The organism is Achromobacter sp. KK8 (assembly GCF_054188005.1).
On record NZ_CM135178.1, the window covers coordinates 3408167 to 3423179 of the forward strand.

Sequence of the window (15013 nt, forward strand, 5' to 3'; positions counted from 1 at the left end):
GCGCGTAGGAACTCTGGCCAGGTCCCAACGAGCCATCGCCTACGCCCACGGCCAGGCTTCCGTGGAGGTGGCTTTGGACCTGCTGCGTCTGGCGCGTCGTGAGTGTTCTCGCATTTGCAGTGCAAATCTCATTTTCAAGGAGTAAAACAACATGCAGAAAGCAGTATTCCAAGCCGATAACGACGGCCTTTACTTGTATCAATCGACCGCGAATGAACTGGCCTTGACGCCAGGTACGTTCAACATCCCCTACGGCGCATACGAGGACGCGCCGCCGGCGCCGCCGGCCGGAAAATGGCCCCGGCGCCTGGGCGATGCCTGGGCCATGGTCGAGGACTATCGCACCACGCCGCTGTGGGTGGTGGAGACGGGAGCGCCATATTCGATCGGCGCGCAGCATGACGGCGCAGTCGGCAAGGTCAGCTATCCGGGCTGGGGGGAATTGCCGGCCTGGCTGACCGCGGTGGAACCGCCGCGCCCGGTTGAAAGCGCTGCCGCGTAGCGTCAGGCGGCCAGGGGCAACGTATCCAGCTCGACCTCGCGCTCGCGCCGCATTTCCTCGAGCTGGCGCCGGCCTAACTGGCTGCGCGCCAGCTTCAGGGCCAGTTCGCGCCCATGCGGGTGGTAATAGCGCAGCAGCATACGGGTGTCGACGTTGCCGTTGACCTTGGCCAATTCATGGATCTGGAACACGGTGGCAAGTTGCGACGTGCCTTCATGCCGCAGATCATGGAATCGCAGGTCGCGGAAGTAGGCGGGATTGGGGCGCCGGCCATAGTGCCGGCACATGCCTTCGTATCGCGATCGGGCACGGCGACGGGCGCGAATGAATGCCCGGGTGACCGAGCCGGGTTGCATTGCGAAGATGCGGCCTCGCATCGGTTTGCCTGTGACCCAGCGGCGCAGGGCCTCGCGGGCCCGGGGGGTAAGCGGAACATCGCGGGCCCGGCCAATTTTCGTGTGGGGCAGATGCACCACTCCGTGCATCAGATCCAGATGCTCGCGCTGGATCCCCACGACCTCGGACCGGCGCATGCCGGTTTCCTTGGCCACCGTCAGGATCGTGGGTAGTTCGGCCGAGCGGGTGGCGCGGATGATCCATTCCAGTTCTTTGCGCGGACAGTCGTCCTCCGACAGCCCGCGCAGGGTAATGCGGTCGAACAGACGCCGGTCTCGAGCGTCGTCCACAGCCGGACGTCGCACCAACTGGACAGGATTGGCCAGCTGGTCGAAACCCCAATCCTTTCGGATCACCGTATAGACGTGTGACAGGAAGGCCATGCGGCGCACCACGGTGGCCGGGGCACGATCCTTGAGCCATTCGTCGCGCAGTTCCGTCAGGTCCGAGCTGCGAATGCGATCGACCGGGCGGATCGCCAGACGCGTCGCGCGCCAGATCCGCGCGATCGACTGTTCCGACGCATGGCCTTTCTTGGTTGCGGAGACCTCGATGAGATAGCGGGCGAGCGCCTCGGCGAGGGTCGGAGCGGTCTTGCGGCGAGGTTGACGGCGGGTCCAAGGTTTCATGGCAGGTCGGACTGAAAGGAAAGGGAAATAGACAGGGAAGATACCAGGACGCATGCAGGCAGCGCCTGCACCAAACGGACGACAGTGTCGCCCGCATTTCAATTTGTCCATCCGGTGCGCCATTGCGGCGCCCGTGATGTTCACGGGAGGCAGCAATGCGCACCGTCGACAGGAGCGGTGTAACCATGGAACCGGCATCTACAGGATTGGGCGGCTGGGCCGCCCTGAAAATCGCGCTGGCCTTCGGCATGCCGGCGGCGATGGCGGCCTTGATCGGCATGTTGCTGATGCCGCCGCGCACGCCGCGCGAATTCGTCGCGCGCACCGCTTGCACGGTGGTCAGTTCTTTTCTGTTCGGGCCGTTGCTGGCGATCGCCATGATTGCCTGGATGCCCGACATCATGTCGTCCGCCTATTGGATGGCGCAGCGCACCGGGCTGGGCGAGGACGGTCTTCTGGCCATGTTCTACGTCCTCGGCCCCTGCATGCTGCTGGCCGGCTTGCCGGCCTGGTGGGTGCTGGGCGCCTACCTGCGCCTGACCGCCAAGCTGCAGAACCAGGACCTGGTGGACTGGGCGGTGGAGATCCGGCGCAAGACGCTGGGCATGGATACCCAAACGGATAAGGAGGGCAGGCATGACGCTTGACCAGATCATGGATCACGCGCTGCGGCCGGCGATGGCATTACTGCCGGCGCGCATGGATACGAGCGAGGCGCGTTGCATGCTGCTGGCTATCGGCCTGCAGGAAAGCCGCTTCGTGCATCGGCGCCAGATCGGCGGACCGGCGCGCGGTTTCTGGCAGTTCGAGAGGGGCACGCCCGCCAGTCGCGGCGGTGTGTGGGGCGTGTTCCTGCACGCGGCGAGCAGGGATTGGCTGACCGCGCTGTGCCGGGCGCGCGGCGTGGCTGCCGATCCGGACGCGGTCCACGCCGTGCTCGAGCATGACGACGTGCTGGCGGCCGGCGTCGCCCGGTTGCTGCTCTGGACCGATCCGAAGGCGCTGCCGCCGGTCGGCGAGACGAATGCGGCGTGGGCGCTGTATCTGCGCACCTGGCGGCCGGGCAAGCCCAAGCCTGACAGTTGGCCCGCCCTGTATCAGCAGGCCGTTGCGGCCGTCCGGGCGCGGGTAGACAGGAGCGCGACGCATGTTGCAGCAATGGATTAAGCGGGGCCTCGGCTTGATGGCGGCAGTGCTGGCGGGCCTGGCCGCCATCGCCGGGGTTTATTGGCGGGGGCGGGCCATGGGCCGGGCGCAGGAACGCTCGGACAGTGCGGCCCGCCTCCAGGAGCGGGCCGGCCAGGCCCGCAAGGAGGCCAGGGATGTGCGGGATAAAGTGGCTCGCAGCGATGACGATGCCGTGGCTGATCGCCTCAAGTCTGGGTGGGTGCGCGCCGCTTCCCCCGAGGACCGGGATTGAGTATTGCGAGCATGCCCGGCCGGTATATTTCAATTCCGCCGCCGAGGTCGACGCCACGCCGCCGAACATTCGCCGGCAGGTGCTCGAGCATAATGAAATGGTGGCCCGGCTTTGTTTTTGAGGTAAATTGGGGACGCGGATTTTTGCCGTCGGGAACCTGGCTCCCGGCAGGCGATGGATGAGTATGCCGCGGTCTGGTTCTGCAATGATTTCTGGTTTTTCGCCAACCCGCGCCCGAGGCGCGGTTGGCTTTTCCAGGAGAGGCGCAATGGGTCAGAGAATGCAGTATCGGCAAACGTGTTGTCCCGCGCGGTGGCGCGGCCGGGAAAAACAACATGGCTGATGGCGAAAGCCTGGCCGCTGCGCGGGTCCGTTCCAAGCACCGGTATTCGATGCGCACCGGCCTGCTTGGGCTGGTGGTCGCCTGTATCGCGCCGGCGCTGGTGGTGGCCTCGATCGCCGTCTACGAAAGCTATCTGATCCAGAAAGAGCGGATTTTTCGCGACACGATTTTCCTGGCGCGCAACCTCACTGCCATCCTCGATCGCGAAATGACCGGGGTCGAGGCCGGCTTGCAGATGCTGGCATCATCGCCAGACCTGCTCAGCGGCGACATGGCCGGATTTCACCAGCGTGCCCGCGAAGCCATCAAGTTCCAGGTCATCGACAGTTATGTCCTGACGGACAGGTCCGGTCGCCAGCTCGTCAATACCCTGGTGCCCTACGGCACCGAACTGCCGCCATCGGGCGTGGCGCAAGAGCTGGCGCGCGTTTTCCGCGCGCGCGAACCGGTGTTGAGCGGCTTGTTCACCAGCGCCGTCGGCCGCAGTCCGACCATTGCGCTGGGTGTCCCCGTGGTGCGCGGCGACGACGTCATCTACAGCCTCAACGTGGGCCTGTCGCCCGAGCGCATCGGCAATGTGCTGGGACGTCGGGGACTGCCGGACGGCTGGGTGGCGGCGGTGCTGGACAAAAGCGGCACCATCATCGCGCGTACCCGCGACATGGAGCGCTTTGTCGGGCAGAAGGCGGTGCCGGCATTGGCGCACGCCGTGCAGATGGAAAACGAGGGCTCGCTGGAAACCATCACCAAGGAAGGCACCCCGGTCTATACCGCGTTCAGCCGATCCAGCCTGACCGGTTGGACGGTCGCGGCCGGCGCGCCGATGACGTTGGTGACGACCGATCTGTATCGTTCCATCGCCTGGCTGGTGCTGGGCACGCTGGTAGCCTTCGGGCTGGGTCTGTGGCTGGCCCTGCGGCTGGCCAACCGCCTGACCTCGGCGGTGCAGGGCCTGGTCGGACCGGCTCTGGCGCTGGGTGAAGGCCGCAGCGTCGAACTGCCCGGCACGCGCGTCAAGGAGGCCGCCGAGGTCGGCGCGGCCTTGCTGCAGGCGTCGCGCATGCTGGCGCACGCGCAACACCTGGCGCACTACGATCCGCTGACCGGGCTGTGCAACCGGGTACTGTTCGGCGAACTGGTGCTGCGTGAGCTGGCCGTGGCGCAGCGCAGCGGCGAGTCGTTCGCCATCCTGGCGATCGACCTGGACGGCTTCAAGGCGGTCAATGACCGGCATGGGCATGCGGCGGGCGATACCGTGCTGAAAGAGGCGGCCGACCGCATGGCCCGTGCCATCCGGGTGTCGGACGTGGCGGCGCGGCAAGGTGGCGATGAGTTCGCCGTGCTGCTGCTGGGGGCCGGGGGCGACGACGCCACGGGAGTCGCCGAAGCCCTGGTCGAAAGCCTGTCGCAGCCGTATCCCAATATCCAGGTGGCGGTTTCCGCCAGCATAGGCATCGCGGTCTATCCGCAGTCCGGCGTCACCATGCTGCAATTGCTGGAGCGGGCCGATGTCGCCTTGTACCGGGCCAAGGGCCTGGGCAAGCGGCGCGTGGCCTTTGACGGCCCCTGACTCCGTCATGCTGCCTTCCCCGTGCCTTCCTGCTTCAAGGCGGATCGAGGGCAGGGGGGGCGGCGGGGCGCGGGGGTGAGGGCAGTCAGCACCTCGCCTGAATGCAGCCGGTAGCGCCGCTCGTCCAGTGCGATGACACGCTCTCCCTCCGATGTCCTGAGGATGTAGCGGAAAGTCATGTCGCCTGTGGCTGGTCCGTCCTGCCGGTCCGGCTGCGTGAACACTTCGATCCGATAAAGTCGGCCTGATGCCGTTGTGGCGAGCACGTCGGTCAGCCTGCGTACTGAGATGGTCATGCGGCCTGATCTCCCTCTTGTCGGTGATTCCACTGATCCGCCACGCGCCGGCATTCCTTGCCGGCATGCCGATGCCGCCGCGGCTGTTTTCCTGTTTCGCTACACTGCGTCGTTCTGGCGCGCGTTGCCCGGCGCGGCGCCTGGATGGACATCGGGCAATCGGAAAAAGTAATGCAATTTGCTCCCAGCCGGAACACGGCGACCTTTCTTGGGCTGATGGCCGTGGTGCTCTGGGGCACCGTGGTCGGCCTGATCCGCAGCGTCAGCGAGAGTTTTGGGCCGATCGGCGGCGCGGCCCTGATCTATACGGTAGGTTCGGTGTTTCTCGTCCTGCTGCTGGGGTTTCCCCGTCTGCGGTCGTTCCCCCGCTCCTATCTGGTCAGCGGCAGCATTCTGTTCGTCGCCTACGAAATCTGCCTGTCGCTTTCGCTGGGTTTCGCCGCCAATCGCGGCCAGGCCATCGAACTGGGCATCGTCAATTACCTGTGGCCGTGCTTTACCGTCATCCTGGCGATACTGATCAACGGCCAGCGTGCCAGCGCCTGGGTCGTTCCCGGCATCGCTTTGTCGCTGTGCGGCATCGTCTGGGTGGTGGGCGGCGACGGCGGCATTTCCTGGGACCGGCTGGTCGCCAACATTTCCAGCAATCCCCTCAGTTACGGGCTGGCGTTTAGCGGGGCCATCATATGGGCCGTTTATTGCAACGTGACCAAACGCTATGCCGACGGCAAGAACGGTGTGGCATTGTTTTTCATGCTGACTGCGATCGTACTGTGGATCAAATACGGCATGAGCGCGGAACCCGCGCTGGCCTTCGGCGGCGGCGCCACGCTGGAACTGTGCGTGACGGCGGGCGCCATGGCCGCGGGCTACGCGCTCTGGAACCTGGGGATCCTGAACGGCAACCTGACCTTGCTGGCCACGGCGTCATATTTCACGCCGGTGCTGTCGACATTTTTCGCGGCCATATGGCTATCCACCCGCCTGACGCTGACTTTCTGGCAGGGGGTAGCGATGGTCACCGCCGGTTCGTTGATTTGTTGGGCGGCGACGCGAGGCAGGCCGGCCCGGGGAAGTTGATCCCCGGGCGTGGGAGGTTCAATCCAGAACCATGGTTTGCGCCACCGCGTAACCGAGCGGAATGAGCAAAAGGGAAGCGAACAGGGAACTGACAATCGCCGCCGATATCTTCAGCCAGGGTTCGGACCCCGCGCTTTGAATCGTCTGAATCACCAACGCGACGATACCCACAACCATCAGACAGCTGATAACCACTGCTACGTAAGTCATGTTGTCTCCGTCTTCGCCTGATTAAAGGGATGCGGCGCCGCTATCGCGGTCTAGTACGTTTGATCTGATTGTGCGCCTGGTTTCGAGGGGATGGCGCTAGGGTTTTCCAGGTTCCGGCCAATGATGTGGCGTTTTCGCCGCGCAGCTTGCAGCATTGAAACGGTGTGCATCGCAGCATTTTTCGGCGCTCGAGGCGCCCGCGCTTTGCGCTACGATGAAGGCCTTGAGTCCTCTTCGAGATCGCCAGATGCCGCAACGACTGCGCCCGGGCACGCGTGCCACCTTGCAGGTCAGGCAATTGATGCCGGGTGAATTCGCCTGGATCATCACGCTGCTGGAACCGGAAACCGGCAATGTGCGCAGCACCAATTATTCCGAGCGGCGTTATGCCAGCCAGGATGAGGCCTCCGCCGCCGGCAAGGCTGCCGTGGTGGAATTCCTCGGCCGGGACGCCTCTGACGGCATGGAAGCGCCCCGCGACGGCAAGACTGGCCGGGGTTGATCTCCGAGGCACCGCCGGCAGCTCTCCCACGCAAAACCCTCGTTCGAGGGTTTTTTTGCGTCCGCCGGACGGGCATGGCGCTTGCTGGCGGATCGGCTGGCGCGCTTGGCGCCGTCGAGGAGAACTGCCATGTCCCCATCCCTTCACCGTCCACCGGGCGCGCCCGACGACGTTCCACCCGATGACCCGCCGCTGCCCGGCGATCCCTCGCCGGAGGATCCGCGACCGGATCCGAATCACGCGCCCGATGATCCTGGCGCGCCCGGCATAACGCCGCCCGCGCCCGATCCGCGCGCGCCCGGCACGATCGACCTGGCCTGAGCGCCGGGATTCCATTCATTTCAAGGAGGTCTGCATGCGTTCCATCCTGCTATGGCTGCTGGGGGTGCCCATTCCCATCATCATCCTGCTGGCGCTGTTCTGGCACTGATCGCCGTTTCGACTCCGCGCCGCGCCGCGCACTATGAACAAGGAACAACCATGGAAAATGCAAATACGGCCAACCGCCCCTACGAGGGCATCATGCATGCGCGCGAATCGGCAATATCCGCCGTGTCGTGGGCGGCGGTCTTCGCCGGCGCCGTGATCGCCGCCGCCTTGTCGCTGGCGTTGTTCGCTGGCGGCACCGGGCTGGGCTTTCTGTCTGTTTCACCCTGGAGCGGCGAAGGCATGTCCGCGCCGGCGGTGGGCATAGGCGTGATCGCCTGGATGCTGTTCACCCAGATCGTGGCCTATGGCGTGGGCGGCTACGTCGCCGGCCGGCTGCGCACCAAGTGGGCCGACGTGCACGGCGACGAGATCTACTTCCGCGATACCGCGCATGGCTTTCTGACCTGGGCATTGAGCGCCGTGGTCAGCGCGGCGCTGCTGGGCTCCGCCATCGCCACGTTGGCGTCGGGCGCGGCCAAGGCCGGCGCCTCGGTGGCCGCCGGGGCGGGCACCGCCATCACCGCGACCGCGGCCGCGGGCGCCGGCGCGGGCGGCATGGACCGGGCCGGCGATTATTTCACCGACGTGCTGCTGCGTTCCGAACGTCCCGACGCCACTGGCGACCGCGCCGCGGCCAGGGCCGAAGTGGGCCGTATCGTGGCCATGAGCCTGGCGCGTGGCGAGATGACGGCCGCGGATCGCGACTACGTGTCCAAGGTGATCGCGGCGCAAGCGCAGATCGATCCCGCGGCGGCGCAGCAACGCGTGGAGCAGACTATCCAGAACGCCAGGAAAGCCGCCGATGACGCCAAGCAGAAAGCCCGCGAGGCGGCCGACCAAGCGCGCAAGGCGGCTGCGGCGTTCGCGTTGTGGGGCTTCGCGTCGATGTTGATCGGCGCGTTCGTCGCGAGCCTGTGCGCCACCTGGGGCGGACGCCGCCGCGATATGCTGGTCAAACTGTAGCTGTGGGGGTAGCCAGGATTTGGGGCGGCCAACATTGGTTGGCCAGGAAGGGTTGATCAAAGCGGGTTGATCAAAGCGGGTTGATCAAAGCCCCTCGGCTAAAACCAAAACACCCACCCCAAACACCCGCCCAAAACACAAAAACAAAAAGGCCCGCAATTGCTTGCGGGCCTTGCTTTGAATTCTTTGGTGGCGCATCCCTGATTCGAACAGGGGACCTGCGGATTATGATTCCGTCGCTCTAACCGGCTGAGCTAATGCGCCACGTCTTTATTGCTACGTCTTCATTGCTGCTGGCTCGCTATTAAAAGAGAGCAGGGCAACGAAGAACGAAATTCTAGCACGGAATTTTTTGGGAATGCAACCAGACGGAGATTTTTTTCTACATCCGCCCGGCCGCGCCTCAGGCATCGCGTGCCAGCCGGATCCCCGAGAACTGCCAGCGCGCCTCGGGCGGGAAGAAATTGCGGTAGCTGGGACGGATATGGCCCCGCGGCGTGGCGCAGGAGCCGCCGCGCAACACGTACTGATTGCACATGAATTTGCCGTTGTATTCCCCCACCGCTCCGCTATCGGGCTTGAAACCGGGGTAGGCATCATAGGCGCTGGCGGTCCATTCCCAGGCATCGCCGAACAACTGGACCGGTCCGCTGGCGCCGAGCCGCGCGGGGGCCGGCCGCGGATCCAGGTGGCCGTTCTCCAGCAGGTTGGCGCGGGCCGACCAGGCCTCGTCGGGCAGTTGGCGCGCCGCATGCTCCCATTCCGCTTCACGCGGCAGGCGTACCCGGGCCCAGCGGGCGTAGGCATCGGCTTCGAAATAGCTGATGTGGGTGACCGGCGCCTGCAGCTCCAGTTCCTGCAGGCCACGCAAGGTAAAGATGCGCCAGTCGTCGCGCTGGCCTTCCCAATACAGCGGCGCGCGCCATCCTTCGGCACAGACCCGTTCCCAGCCGAGCGACAGCCACAGCTCGGGGCGTTTGTAGCCGCCGTCGCGAATGAAGGCCAGGTACTCGTGCTGGGTCACGAGCCGGTCGGCCAGATGAAACGGCGTCAGCAGCACCTCGTGCGCGGGGCCTTCGTTGTCGAAGCCGAAGCCGCGTCCATCATGGCCGATGTGGACCACGCCGCCGTTGTATCGGGTCCAGCCGGCCGGCGTGCCCGGCGGCAGCGCCGGCGATCCGCCGGCCACGTAGGCAGGCTTGAGCGGATTGGCGGAAAGCATGTGCTTCAGATCCGTCAGGATCAGTTCCTGGTGCTGCTGCTCGTGGTTCAAGCCCAGCTCGAGCAACGCGTCGAACGCCGGGTCGTTGCCGCCGAGCCGCGATATCAACGCATGCATGGCCTCGTCCACATGCTGGCGATACCGTATCACGTCCGCCAACGGCGGCCGTGACAGCAGGCCGCGCTGGGGACGCGGATGCTTGGCGCCGATGGCGTTGTAGTAGGAGTTGAACAGCATCCGGTACTGGGGATGGAAGACCGCGGTCGGCGGATGGAAATGGGTCAGCAGGAAGGTTTCGAAGAACCAGGTGGTATGCGCCAGGTGCCACTTGACCGGGCTGCAGTCGGGCATGGATTGCACCTGGCAGTCTTCCGGGCTGAGCGGCGCGGCCAGCGCCGTGGTGGTGGCGCGCACGGCGTCGTACCGGTCGTGCTGGCCGGCCTGGCCGGCGGCGTAGGGGCCGTTGGCGGGATGGGTCAGCAGGCAGGCAGGTTCCATGGCGATCCTCCAGTGGCGGGTTTGGGGGGGCGCCGCATCAGGCGCGGGCGCTGAAAACCGAAAACCAGCCGCGGGCGTCCGACCAGTGCTCGATGCTGTGATAGCCCGCGTCCTGCAGCAGGCGGGTGAATGCAGGTGGGCTGAACTTGTAGGAGTTCTCTGTGTGGATGCGTTCGCCCGCGACGAAGTGACGCTCGCCGCCGGGCCAGCTGACGGTGGTTGCCCGACGCGCCTCCAGGTGCATTTCGATGCGCGAACGGTCGCTGTTGAACAGCGCCACGTGGCGCCAGTCATCGACATTGAAATCCGCGCCCAGCACGCTATTGACGTGGCGCAGCAGATTCAGGTTGAAGGCCGCGGTCAGGTGCAGGGCGTCGTCGTAGGCCGGTTCCAGGACCTGCCTGGGCTTGACGCGATCGACACCCACCAGCAGTCCGCCGCCGGCGCATTGGACATGGATCCGTCGCAGCATGGCGAGCGCCGCCTCCGGGTCGAGATTGCCGATGCTGGAGCCGGGATAGAAGAACAGGCGCTGCTCCGTGGCGATGTCGGCCGGCAGCGCCAGTGCCTGGGAGAAGTCCAGGCCGATCGGCGTGATGCGCAATTCGGGATACGACAGCCGCAGCCGGCGCACCGCCGATTGCAGGTAGTCGGCGGAAATGTCGATCGGGACGTAGTGTCGGGGGCGCAGGCTGGCAAACAGGCGCTCCGCCTTGGCACAGTCGCCCGCGCCCAGGTCGATCATGGCCTGGACCGGGCCGATGTGGCGGGCGATGTCCGCGCCATGGCGTTCGAAGATCTCGGCTTCGCAGCGGGTCGGGTAGTACTCCGGCAACTGCGTGATGGCGGTGAACAACGACGAGCCGAGCGCATCGTAGAGGAACTTGGGGTCGATATGGGCGGGGCGATCGCGCAATCCCGCGTGCAGTTCGCGCTGCTCGGCGCCGGCGGGTTGGGGTTGCGGCGCCAGGAATCGCGGCGCGGCGTCGGCAAGAAGTGCGGAAGGAGAGACCATGCGTTCAGTTCCTTTTTGAGGCGGGTGAAGCGCATTGCAAAGGCTTATTGTGGCCGCCAGAGGGGTTCTGGTGTCAAGTCTAAGCCCCTGAAATGCAATGGACTTTTACGAAATTGGGCGCGCACCCGGAAGGCTGCCATGCCGGCTGGCGGCCAATGGCGTTGCGTACGGTTCCCTCCAGGCGCAAGCTCCTCAGCAAGCGCCGCGCCACTGAAATATCGGTTAACGGCTGGTTGCGAAAGCTCGGGCGCAGCGCGGCGGGAATGGCCACAATGGTTCCATGGCCCGGCGCAGCAGCATGCCCGACCTGGTCCCGGCGCCATGCCGGGCAGGCGGCCAGCCGGGAAGCTCAACGATCGACAAGCAATAAGGAGCGACTATGAATCGAAAGAACCAACGCGCCGAAATGGCCCTGCACCGCGACCGCGTGAGCGACAGCCTGCACGAACTGCTTGCCGGCACCGAAGACCTGTTGCGTTCCACGGCCTCGTATACCGGCTCCGAAATCGAAGCGGCGCGCACGCGCCTGAAGCGTCAACTGGCCGAGGCGCGTGAATCCGCTGGCGATTGGGAAGGCGCTGCCCGGGAGCGGGCGCGCCGGGCCAAGGCCTACGCCGATGAATACGTGCACGAAAATGCATGGAAGTCGGTCGGCGTGGCGACGCTGGTGGGCGTGCTGCTGGGTTGCTGCCTGCTGGCCAACCGGCGCTGAGCCGCGATGCCATGAGGCCGCCTGCGGCGCCGTCGCCGGGCAGGTCCGGACCGGCCGTCCCTGGGCGCGGATGGCGCCGGTGGGCGCGAGCGTGGGCGTTGGCATGTTGCGCCGCGCTGCTGGCCGCCTGCGCCAGCGTGCCCGACGCCCAGGAACGCGCGGCGCGCAAGGCGCAAGCGGGCCTGTCCACCGATGCGGCGCAGGACAGCTATCGCCGCGGCCAGGCCATCGCGGCGGATCCGCGCAATGCCAACCGTGATTTCCTGGCCCGGCACCTCGCGGTCGAAGAGGCCGTCAGCGGCGCGCCCCTGACGGCCGGCAATCGCGTGCGCCTGTTAGCCGATGGCCCCGGCACTTACCAGGCCATGCTGCGCTCGATCGCGCAGGCGCGACATTACGTGCACATGGAGACGTATATCTTCGACGACGACGCGCAAGGCGCGCGCTTCGCCGAAGCCCTGATCGCGGCGCGCAACCGCGGCGCCGACGTGGCGCTGATGGTGGATGCCGTGGGCACCATCAAGACGCCGGATGCCTTGTTCCAGCGCCTGCGCGACGCGGGCGTGCAGGTCGCGGTGTTCAATCCGGTGAGCCCCGTCAACGGCAGCCGGGCCGGCTGGTCTCCGAACCAGCGCAATCATCGCAAGATCCTGGTGGTCGATGGCAAGGTGGGTTATCTCGGAGGGATCAACGTCAGCGACGTCTACGCATCTTCGCCGGCCAGCGGGAGTGGCGGCTCCGGGGGCGTGGGCAGTGGCGCCGATGCCCGGCGCGCCGACGCCCGTGCCGCGCCCTGGCGCGATACGCACCTGCGTATCGAGGGGCCGGCCGTGGCGCAATTGGAAGCCGTGATCCGCGACGGCTGGCAATCACAGGCCAAGGAACCGCTGCGGGGCGGCGGCGATGCGATCGCGCCGCCGTCGGGATCGACGCGGGTGCGGATCCTGGCCAACCAGCCCGATCGCAGCGATGGCTACACCGTCTATCTGACGTTGATGTCCGCATTCGAGAGCGCGCAGCAATCCATCCACATCACCATGGCGTACTTCGTGCCGGACCCGGCCTTTGTCGACGCGCTGGCCGCGGCCGCGCAACGCGGCGTGGACGTGGTGCTGGTGCTGCCCGGCTTCAGCGACTCCTCGCTGGTGTTCAACGCCGGCCGTTCGCACTACGGCAAACTGTTGGATGCCGGCGTGAAGCTCTACGAGCGGCGCGACGCGTTGCTGCACGCCAAGACCGCGGTGGTCGACGGTGTCTGGTCCACGGTCGGGTCGAGCAACATGGACTGGCGCAGCTTCGCCTTGAACTACGAGGTCAACGCGGTGGTGCTGGGGCCGGAGTTTGCCGCCGAGATGGAGGCCCTGTTCCAGCGCGATGTTGCCGAGTCGGTGCGCATCACGCCCGAGGCCTGGCGGGCCCGGGGCGTGGATGATCGCTTCATGGAATTCTTTTCACGGATGTTCGAGCGCTGGCTCTAGCGCCGCCGCGCCGTGCGGCGTTGCGCGCGATTCAGGCCGTCGCGGGATGGGGCGGATGCGCCATGGCGTGTTCCTGCGCCAGCGCGGTGCTGATGTCGTGGGTCGGCTGGAACGAATCGGCGCGCGCCATCGACCAGCCGGTACGGAACACCTGGTGGCGGAACTCGCCGCGCAGCAGTTCGCCGGGTGCCAGTTCGGGGAACAGCGCCGACAGCAGCCGGATCTCGCTGGACGAAATGCGGCGGGCGATGTGGTGCGGGCGCAATTGGCCGGGATGGGTCAGGCCGGCGGCGGCCAGCAGTTCGGCCAACGCGTGCAGCGTGTTCTTGTGGAAGTTGGCGACGCGCTCGGCCTTGTCCGGCACCACCAGGGCGCGCTGGCGCAGCGGATCCTGGGTGGTGACGCCGGTGGGACACTTGCCAGTGTGGCAGGCCTGGGCCTGGATGCAGCCAATGGCGAACATGAAGCCGCGCGCGGCGTTGCACCAGTCCGCGCCCATGGCCATGACGCGGGCCATGTCGAACGCGGTGATGATCTTGCCGGAGGCGCCCAGCTTGATGCGGTCGCGCAGGTTCACGCCGATGAGGGTGTTGTGCACCAGGCGCAGCGCTTCGCGCAGCGGGGTGCCGACATGGTCGACGAACTCAACCGGCGCGGCGCCGGTGCCGCCTTCGGCGCCATCGACCACGATGAAGTCCGGCGTGATGCCGGTTTCCAGCATGGCCTTGACGATCGCGAACCATTCCCACGGGTGGCCGACGCAGAACTTGAAGCCCACCGGTTTGCCGCCGGACAGCTCGCGCAGGCGCGCCACGAACTTCATCAGGCCGATGGGTGTATCGAAGGCCGAATGGCTGGCCGGCGAGTTGCAGTCCTGCCAGGGCGCCACGCCGCGCGCTTCGGCGATTTCCGGCGTGACCTTGCCGGCCGGCAGGATGCCGCCGTGGCCCGGCTTGGCGCCCTGCGACAGCTTGATCTCGATCATCTTCACCTGTGGCGTACAGGCGTTCCTGACGAAGGCTTCCTCGGAAAAGGCGCCGTGTGCGTCGCGGCAGCCGAAATAGCCCGAGCCGATGTTCCACACCAGGCTGCCGCCCGGCTGGCGGTGGTAGCGGCTGATGCCGCCTTCGCCCGTGTCATGCGCAAAGTTGCCTTGCCGCGCGCCTTCGTTCAGCGCCAGCACCGCGTTGGCCGACAGGGCGCCAAAGCTCATGGCAGACACGTTGAAGGCGGACATTGCGTACGGTTGGGCGCAGTCCGGGCCGCCCACGGTCACGCGGAAATCGGTGTCGCCGATATGGGTGGGCGACATGGAATGGTTGATCCACTCGTAGCGATCGCCGTAGACGTCTTCCTGGGTGCCGAAGGGGCGCTTGTCGATCTCGCGCTTGGCGCGCTGGTACACGATGGAGCGTTGCGCGCGCGAGAACGGCGAGGCCTGGGTGTCGTCTTCCAGGAAGTACTGGCGGATCTCGGGGCGGATGAATTCGAACAGGAAGCGCAGGTTGCCCAGCACCGGATAGTTGCGGCGGATGGCGTGGCGCGTCTGGATCAGGTCGTACACGCCCAGCAGGCTCAACAGCACCAGCGGCACGGCGGCCCACAGCCACCAGTACGAATCCGTGAACACCAGGATGGTGGTCGCGGCCGCGGCCACCAGGGTCAAGATAAAGGCCGTGTAGCGGCCGGCAATCCATTGCATGTCCATCTCCGTATTGCGGAATGCAGCAACCATACACCAGGGCGGC

At 66.1% G+C, this 15013-nt stretch carries 17 protein-coding genes and 1 tRNA gene; 11 read left to right on the forward strand and 7 right to left on the reverse strand.

Going from position 1 to position 15013, the window contains the following annotated elements:
• Positions 1-151 precede the first annotated feature (151 nt).
• On the forward strand, positions 152-502 hold the full coding sequence (locus ACVN9Z_RS15720; protein WP_241123326.1) for a phage tail protein: 351 nt from the start codon (positions 152-154) through the stop codon (positions 500-502).
• Positions 503-504: 2 nt separating this feature from the next.
• On the opposite strand, the gene ACVN9Z_RS15725 is transcribed toward ACVN9Z_RS15720, so the two are convergent.
• The gene (locus tag ACVN9Z_RS15725; RefSeq protein WP_458212383.1) at positions 505-1527 is read right to left on the reverse strand and encodes a tyrosine-type recombinase/integrase; all 1023 of its coding nucleotides are present in this window, start codon (positions 1525-1527) and stop codon (positions 505-507) included.
• Between the two features lie 185 nt (positions 1528-1712).
• Here ACVN9Z_RS15725 and ACVN9Z_RS15730 point away from each other — a divergent pair, with 185 nt between their 5' ends.
• The 4 genes from ACVN9Z_RS15730 (at position 1713) to ACVN9Z_RS15745 (ending at position 4860) form a co-directional block, all read left to right on the forward strand.
• Entirely contained in the window at positions 1713-2174 is a 462-nt protein-coding gene (locus ACVN9Z_RS15730; RefSeq protein WP_006388484.1) for a hypothetical protein, read from the forward strand.
• Positions 2164-2694, forward strand: coding sequence for a hypothetical protein (locus ACVN9Z_RS15735; protein WP_458212384.1), 531 nt, complete (start codon positions 2164-2166; stop codon positions 2692-2694). Before ACVN9Z_RS15730 ends, ACVN9Z_RS15735 begins: the two co-directional genes overlap by 11 nt.
• On the forward strand, positions 2675-2947 hold the full coding sequence (locus ACVN9Z_RS15740) for a hypothetical protein (RefSeq protein ID WP_054484709.1): 273 nt from the start codon (positions 2675-2677) through the stop codon (positions 2945-2947). Before ACVN9Z_RS15735 ends, ACVN9Z_RS15740 begins: the two co-directional genes overlap by 20 nt.
• Positions 2948-3282: 335 nt before the next feature.
• Positions 3283-4860 (forward strand): sensor domain-containing diguanylate cyclase, encoded by a 1578-nt coding sequence (locus tag ACVN9Z_RS15745; RefSeq protein WP_238920332.1) that lies wholly within the window; start codon positions 3283-3285, stop codon positions 4858-4860.
• 5 nt (positions 4861-4865) lie between these two features.
• Here ACVN9Z_RS15745 and ACVN9Z_RS15750 read toward each other — a convergent pair whose 3' ends face one another.
• Positions 4866-5156, reverse strand: coding sequence for a 6-phosphofructokinase (locus ACVN9Z_RS15750; protein ID WP_238878725.1), 291 nt, complete (start codon positions 5154-5156; stop codon positions 4866-4868).
• A 171-nt stretch (positions 5157-5327) separates the two neighbouring features.
• Here ACVN9Z_RS15750 and yddG point away from each other — a divergent pair, with 171 nt between their 5' ends.
• Entirely contained in the window at positions 5328-6236 is a 909-nt protein-coding gene (gene yddG / locus ACVN9Z_RS15755) for an aromatic amino acid DMT transporter YddG (protein WP_026384168.1), read from the forward strand.
• 18 nt (positions 6237-6254) lie between these two features.
• Here the strand turns inward: yddG and ACVN9Z_RS15760 are convergent, their stop codons facing one another.
• A complete protein-coding gene (locus tag ACVN9Z_RS15760) occupies positions 6255-6446 on the reverse strand; it encodes a hypothetical protein (protein ID WP_006388489.1) in 192 nt (63 codons plus the stop codon).
• Positions 6447-6693: 247 nt separating this feature from the next.
• On the opposite strand from ACVN9Z_RS15760, the gene ACVN9Z_RS15765 reads away from it, so the two are divergent.
• The 3 genes from ACVN9Z_RS15765 (at position 6694) to ACVN9Z_RS15775 (ending at position 8340) form a co-directional block, all read left to right on the forward strand.
• Positions 6694-6948 (forward strand): hypothetical protein, encoded by a 255-nt coding sequence (locus tag ACVN9Z_RS15765; RefSeq protein ID WP_053500134.1) that lies wholly within the window; start codon positions 6694-6696, stop codon positions 6946-6948.
• A 129-nt stretch (positions 6949-7077) separates the two neighbouring features.
• The gene (locus tag ACVN9Z_RS15770; RefSeq protein ID WP_006388491.1) at positions 7078-7269 is read left to right on the forward strand and encodes a hypothetical protein; all 192 of its coding nucleotides are present in this window, start codon (positions 7078-7080) and stop codon (positions 7267-7269) included.
• Positions 7270-7428: 159 nt separating this feature from the next.
• Positions 7429-8340: a hypothetical protein gene (locus ACVN9Z_RS15775; protein WP_049050697.1), complete on the forward strand. Its 912-nt coding sequence runs from the start codon at positions 7429-7431 to the stop codon at positions 8338-8340.
• A gap of 187 nt (positions 8341-8527) precedes the next feature.
• Here ACVN9Z_RS15775 and ACVN9Z_RS15780 read toward each other — a convergent pair.
• The 3 genes from ACVN9Z_RS15780 to egtD all read right to left on the reverse strand — a co-directional run bounded on the left by ACVN9Z_RS15780 (position 8528) and on the right by egtD (position 11075).
• Positions 8528-8604, reverse strand: a tRNA-Met gene (locus ACVN9Z_RS15780).
• A gap of 139 nt (positions 8605-8743) precedes the next feature.
• Positions 8744-10060: an ergothioneine biosynthesis protein EgtB gene (egtB, locus tag ACVN9Z_RS15785; protein WP_054506900.1), complete on the reverse strand. Its 1317-nt coding sequence runs from the start codon at positions 10058-10060 to the stop codon at positions 8744-8746.
• A 37-nt stretch (positions 10061-10097) separates the two neighbouring features.
• Complete coding sequence (gene egtD, locus ACVN9Z_RS15790) at positions 10098-11075, reverse strand: L-histidine N(alpha)-methyltransferase (RefSeq protein WP_054471201.1); 978 nt, start codon at positions 11073-11075, stop codon at positions 10098-10100.
• 379 nt (positions 11076-11454) lie between these two features.
• Here egtD and ACVN9Z_RS15795 point away from each other — a divergent pair, with 379 nt between their 5' ends.
• Positions 11455-11787 carry a DUF883 family protein gene (locus ACVN9Z_RS15795; RefSeq protein ID WP_006388499.1) on the forward strand — a complete coding sequence of 111 codons (333 nt, stop codon included), beginning with the start codon at positions 11455-11457 and terminating at the stop codon, positions 11785-11787.
• Positions 11788-11885: 98 nt separating this feature from the next.
• Positions 11886-13265 (forward strand): phospholipase D-like domain-containing protein, encoded by a 1380-nt coding sequence (locus ACVN9Z_RS15800; RefSeq protein WP_109439312.1) that lies wholly within the window; start codon positions 11886-11888, stop codon positions 13263-13265.
• A gap of 31 nt (positions 13266-13296) precedes the next feature.
• On the opposite strand, the gene ACVN9Z_RS15805 is transcribed toward ACVN9Z_RS15800, so the two are convergent.
• Positions 13297-14967 (reverse strand): FMN-binding glutamate synthase family protein, encoded by a 1671-nt coding sequence (locus ACVN9Z_RS15805; protein WP_173000944.1) that lies wholly within the window; start codon positions 14965-14967, stop codon positions 13297-13299.
• Between the last annotated feature and the right edge of the window lie 46 nt (positions 14968-15013).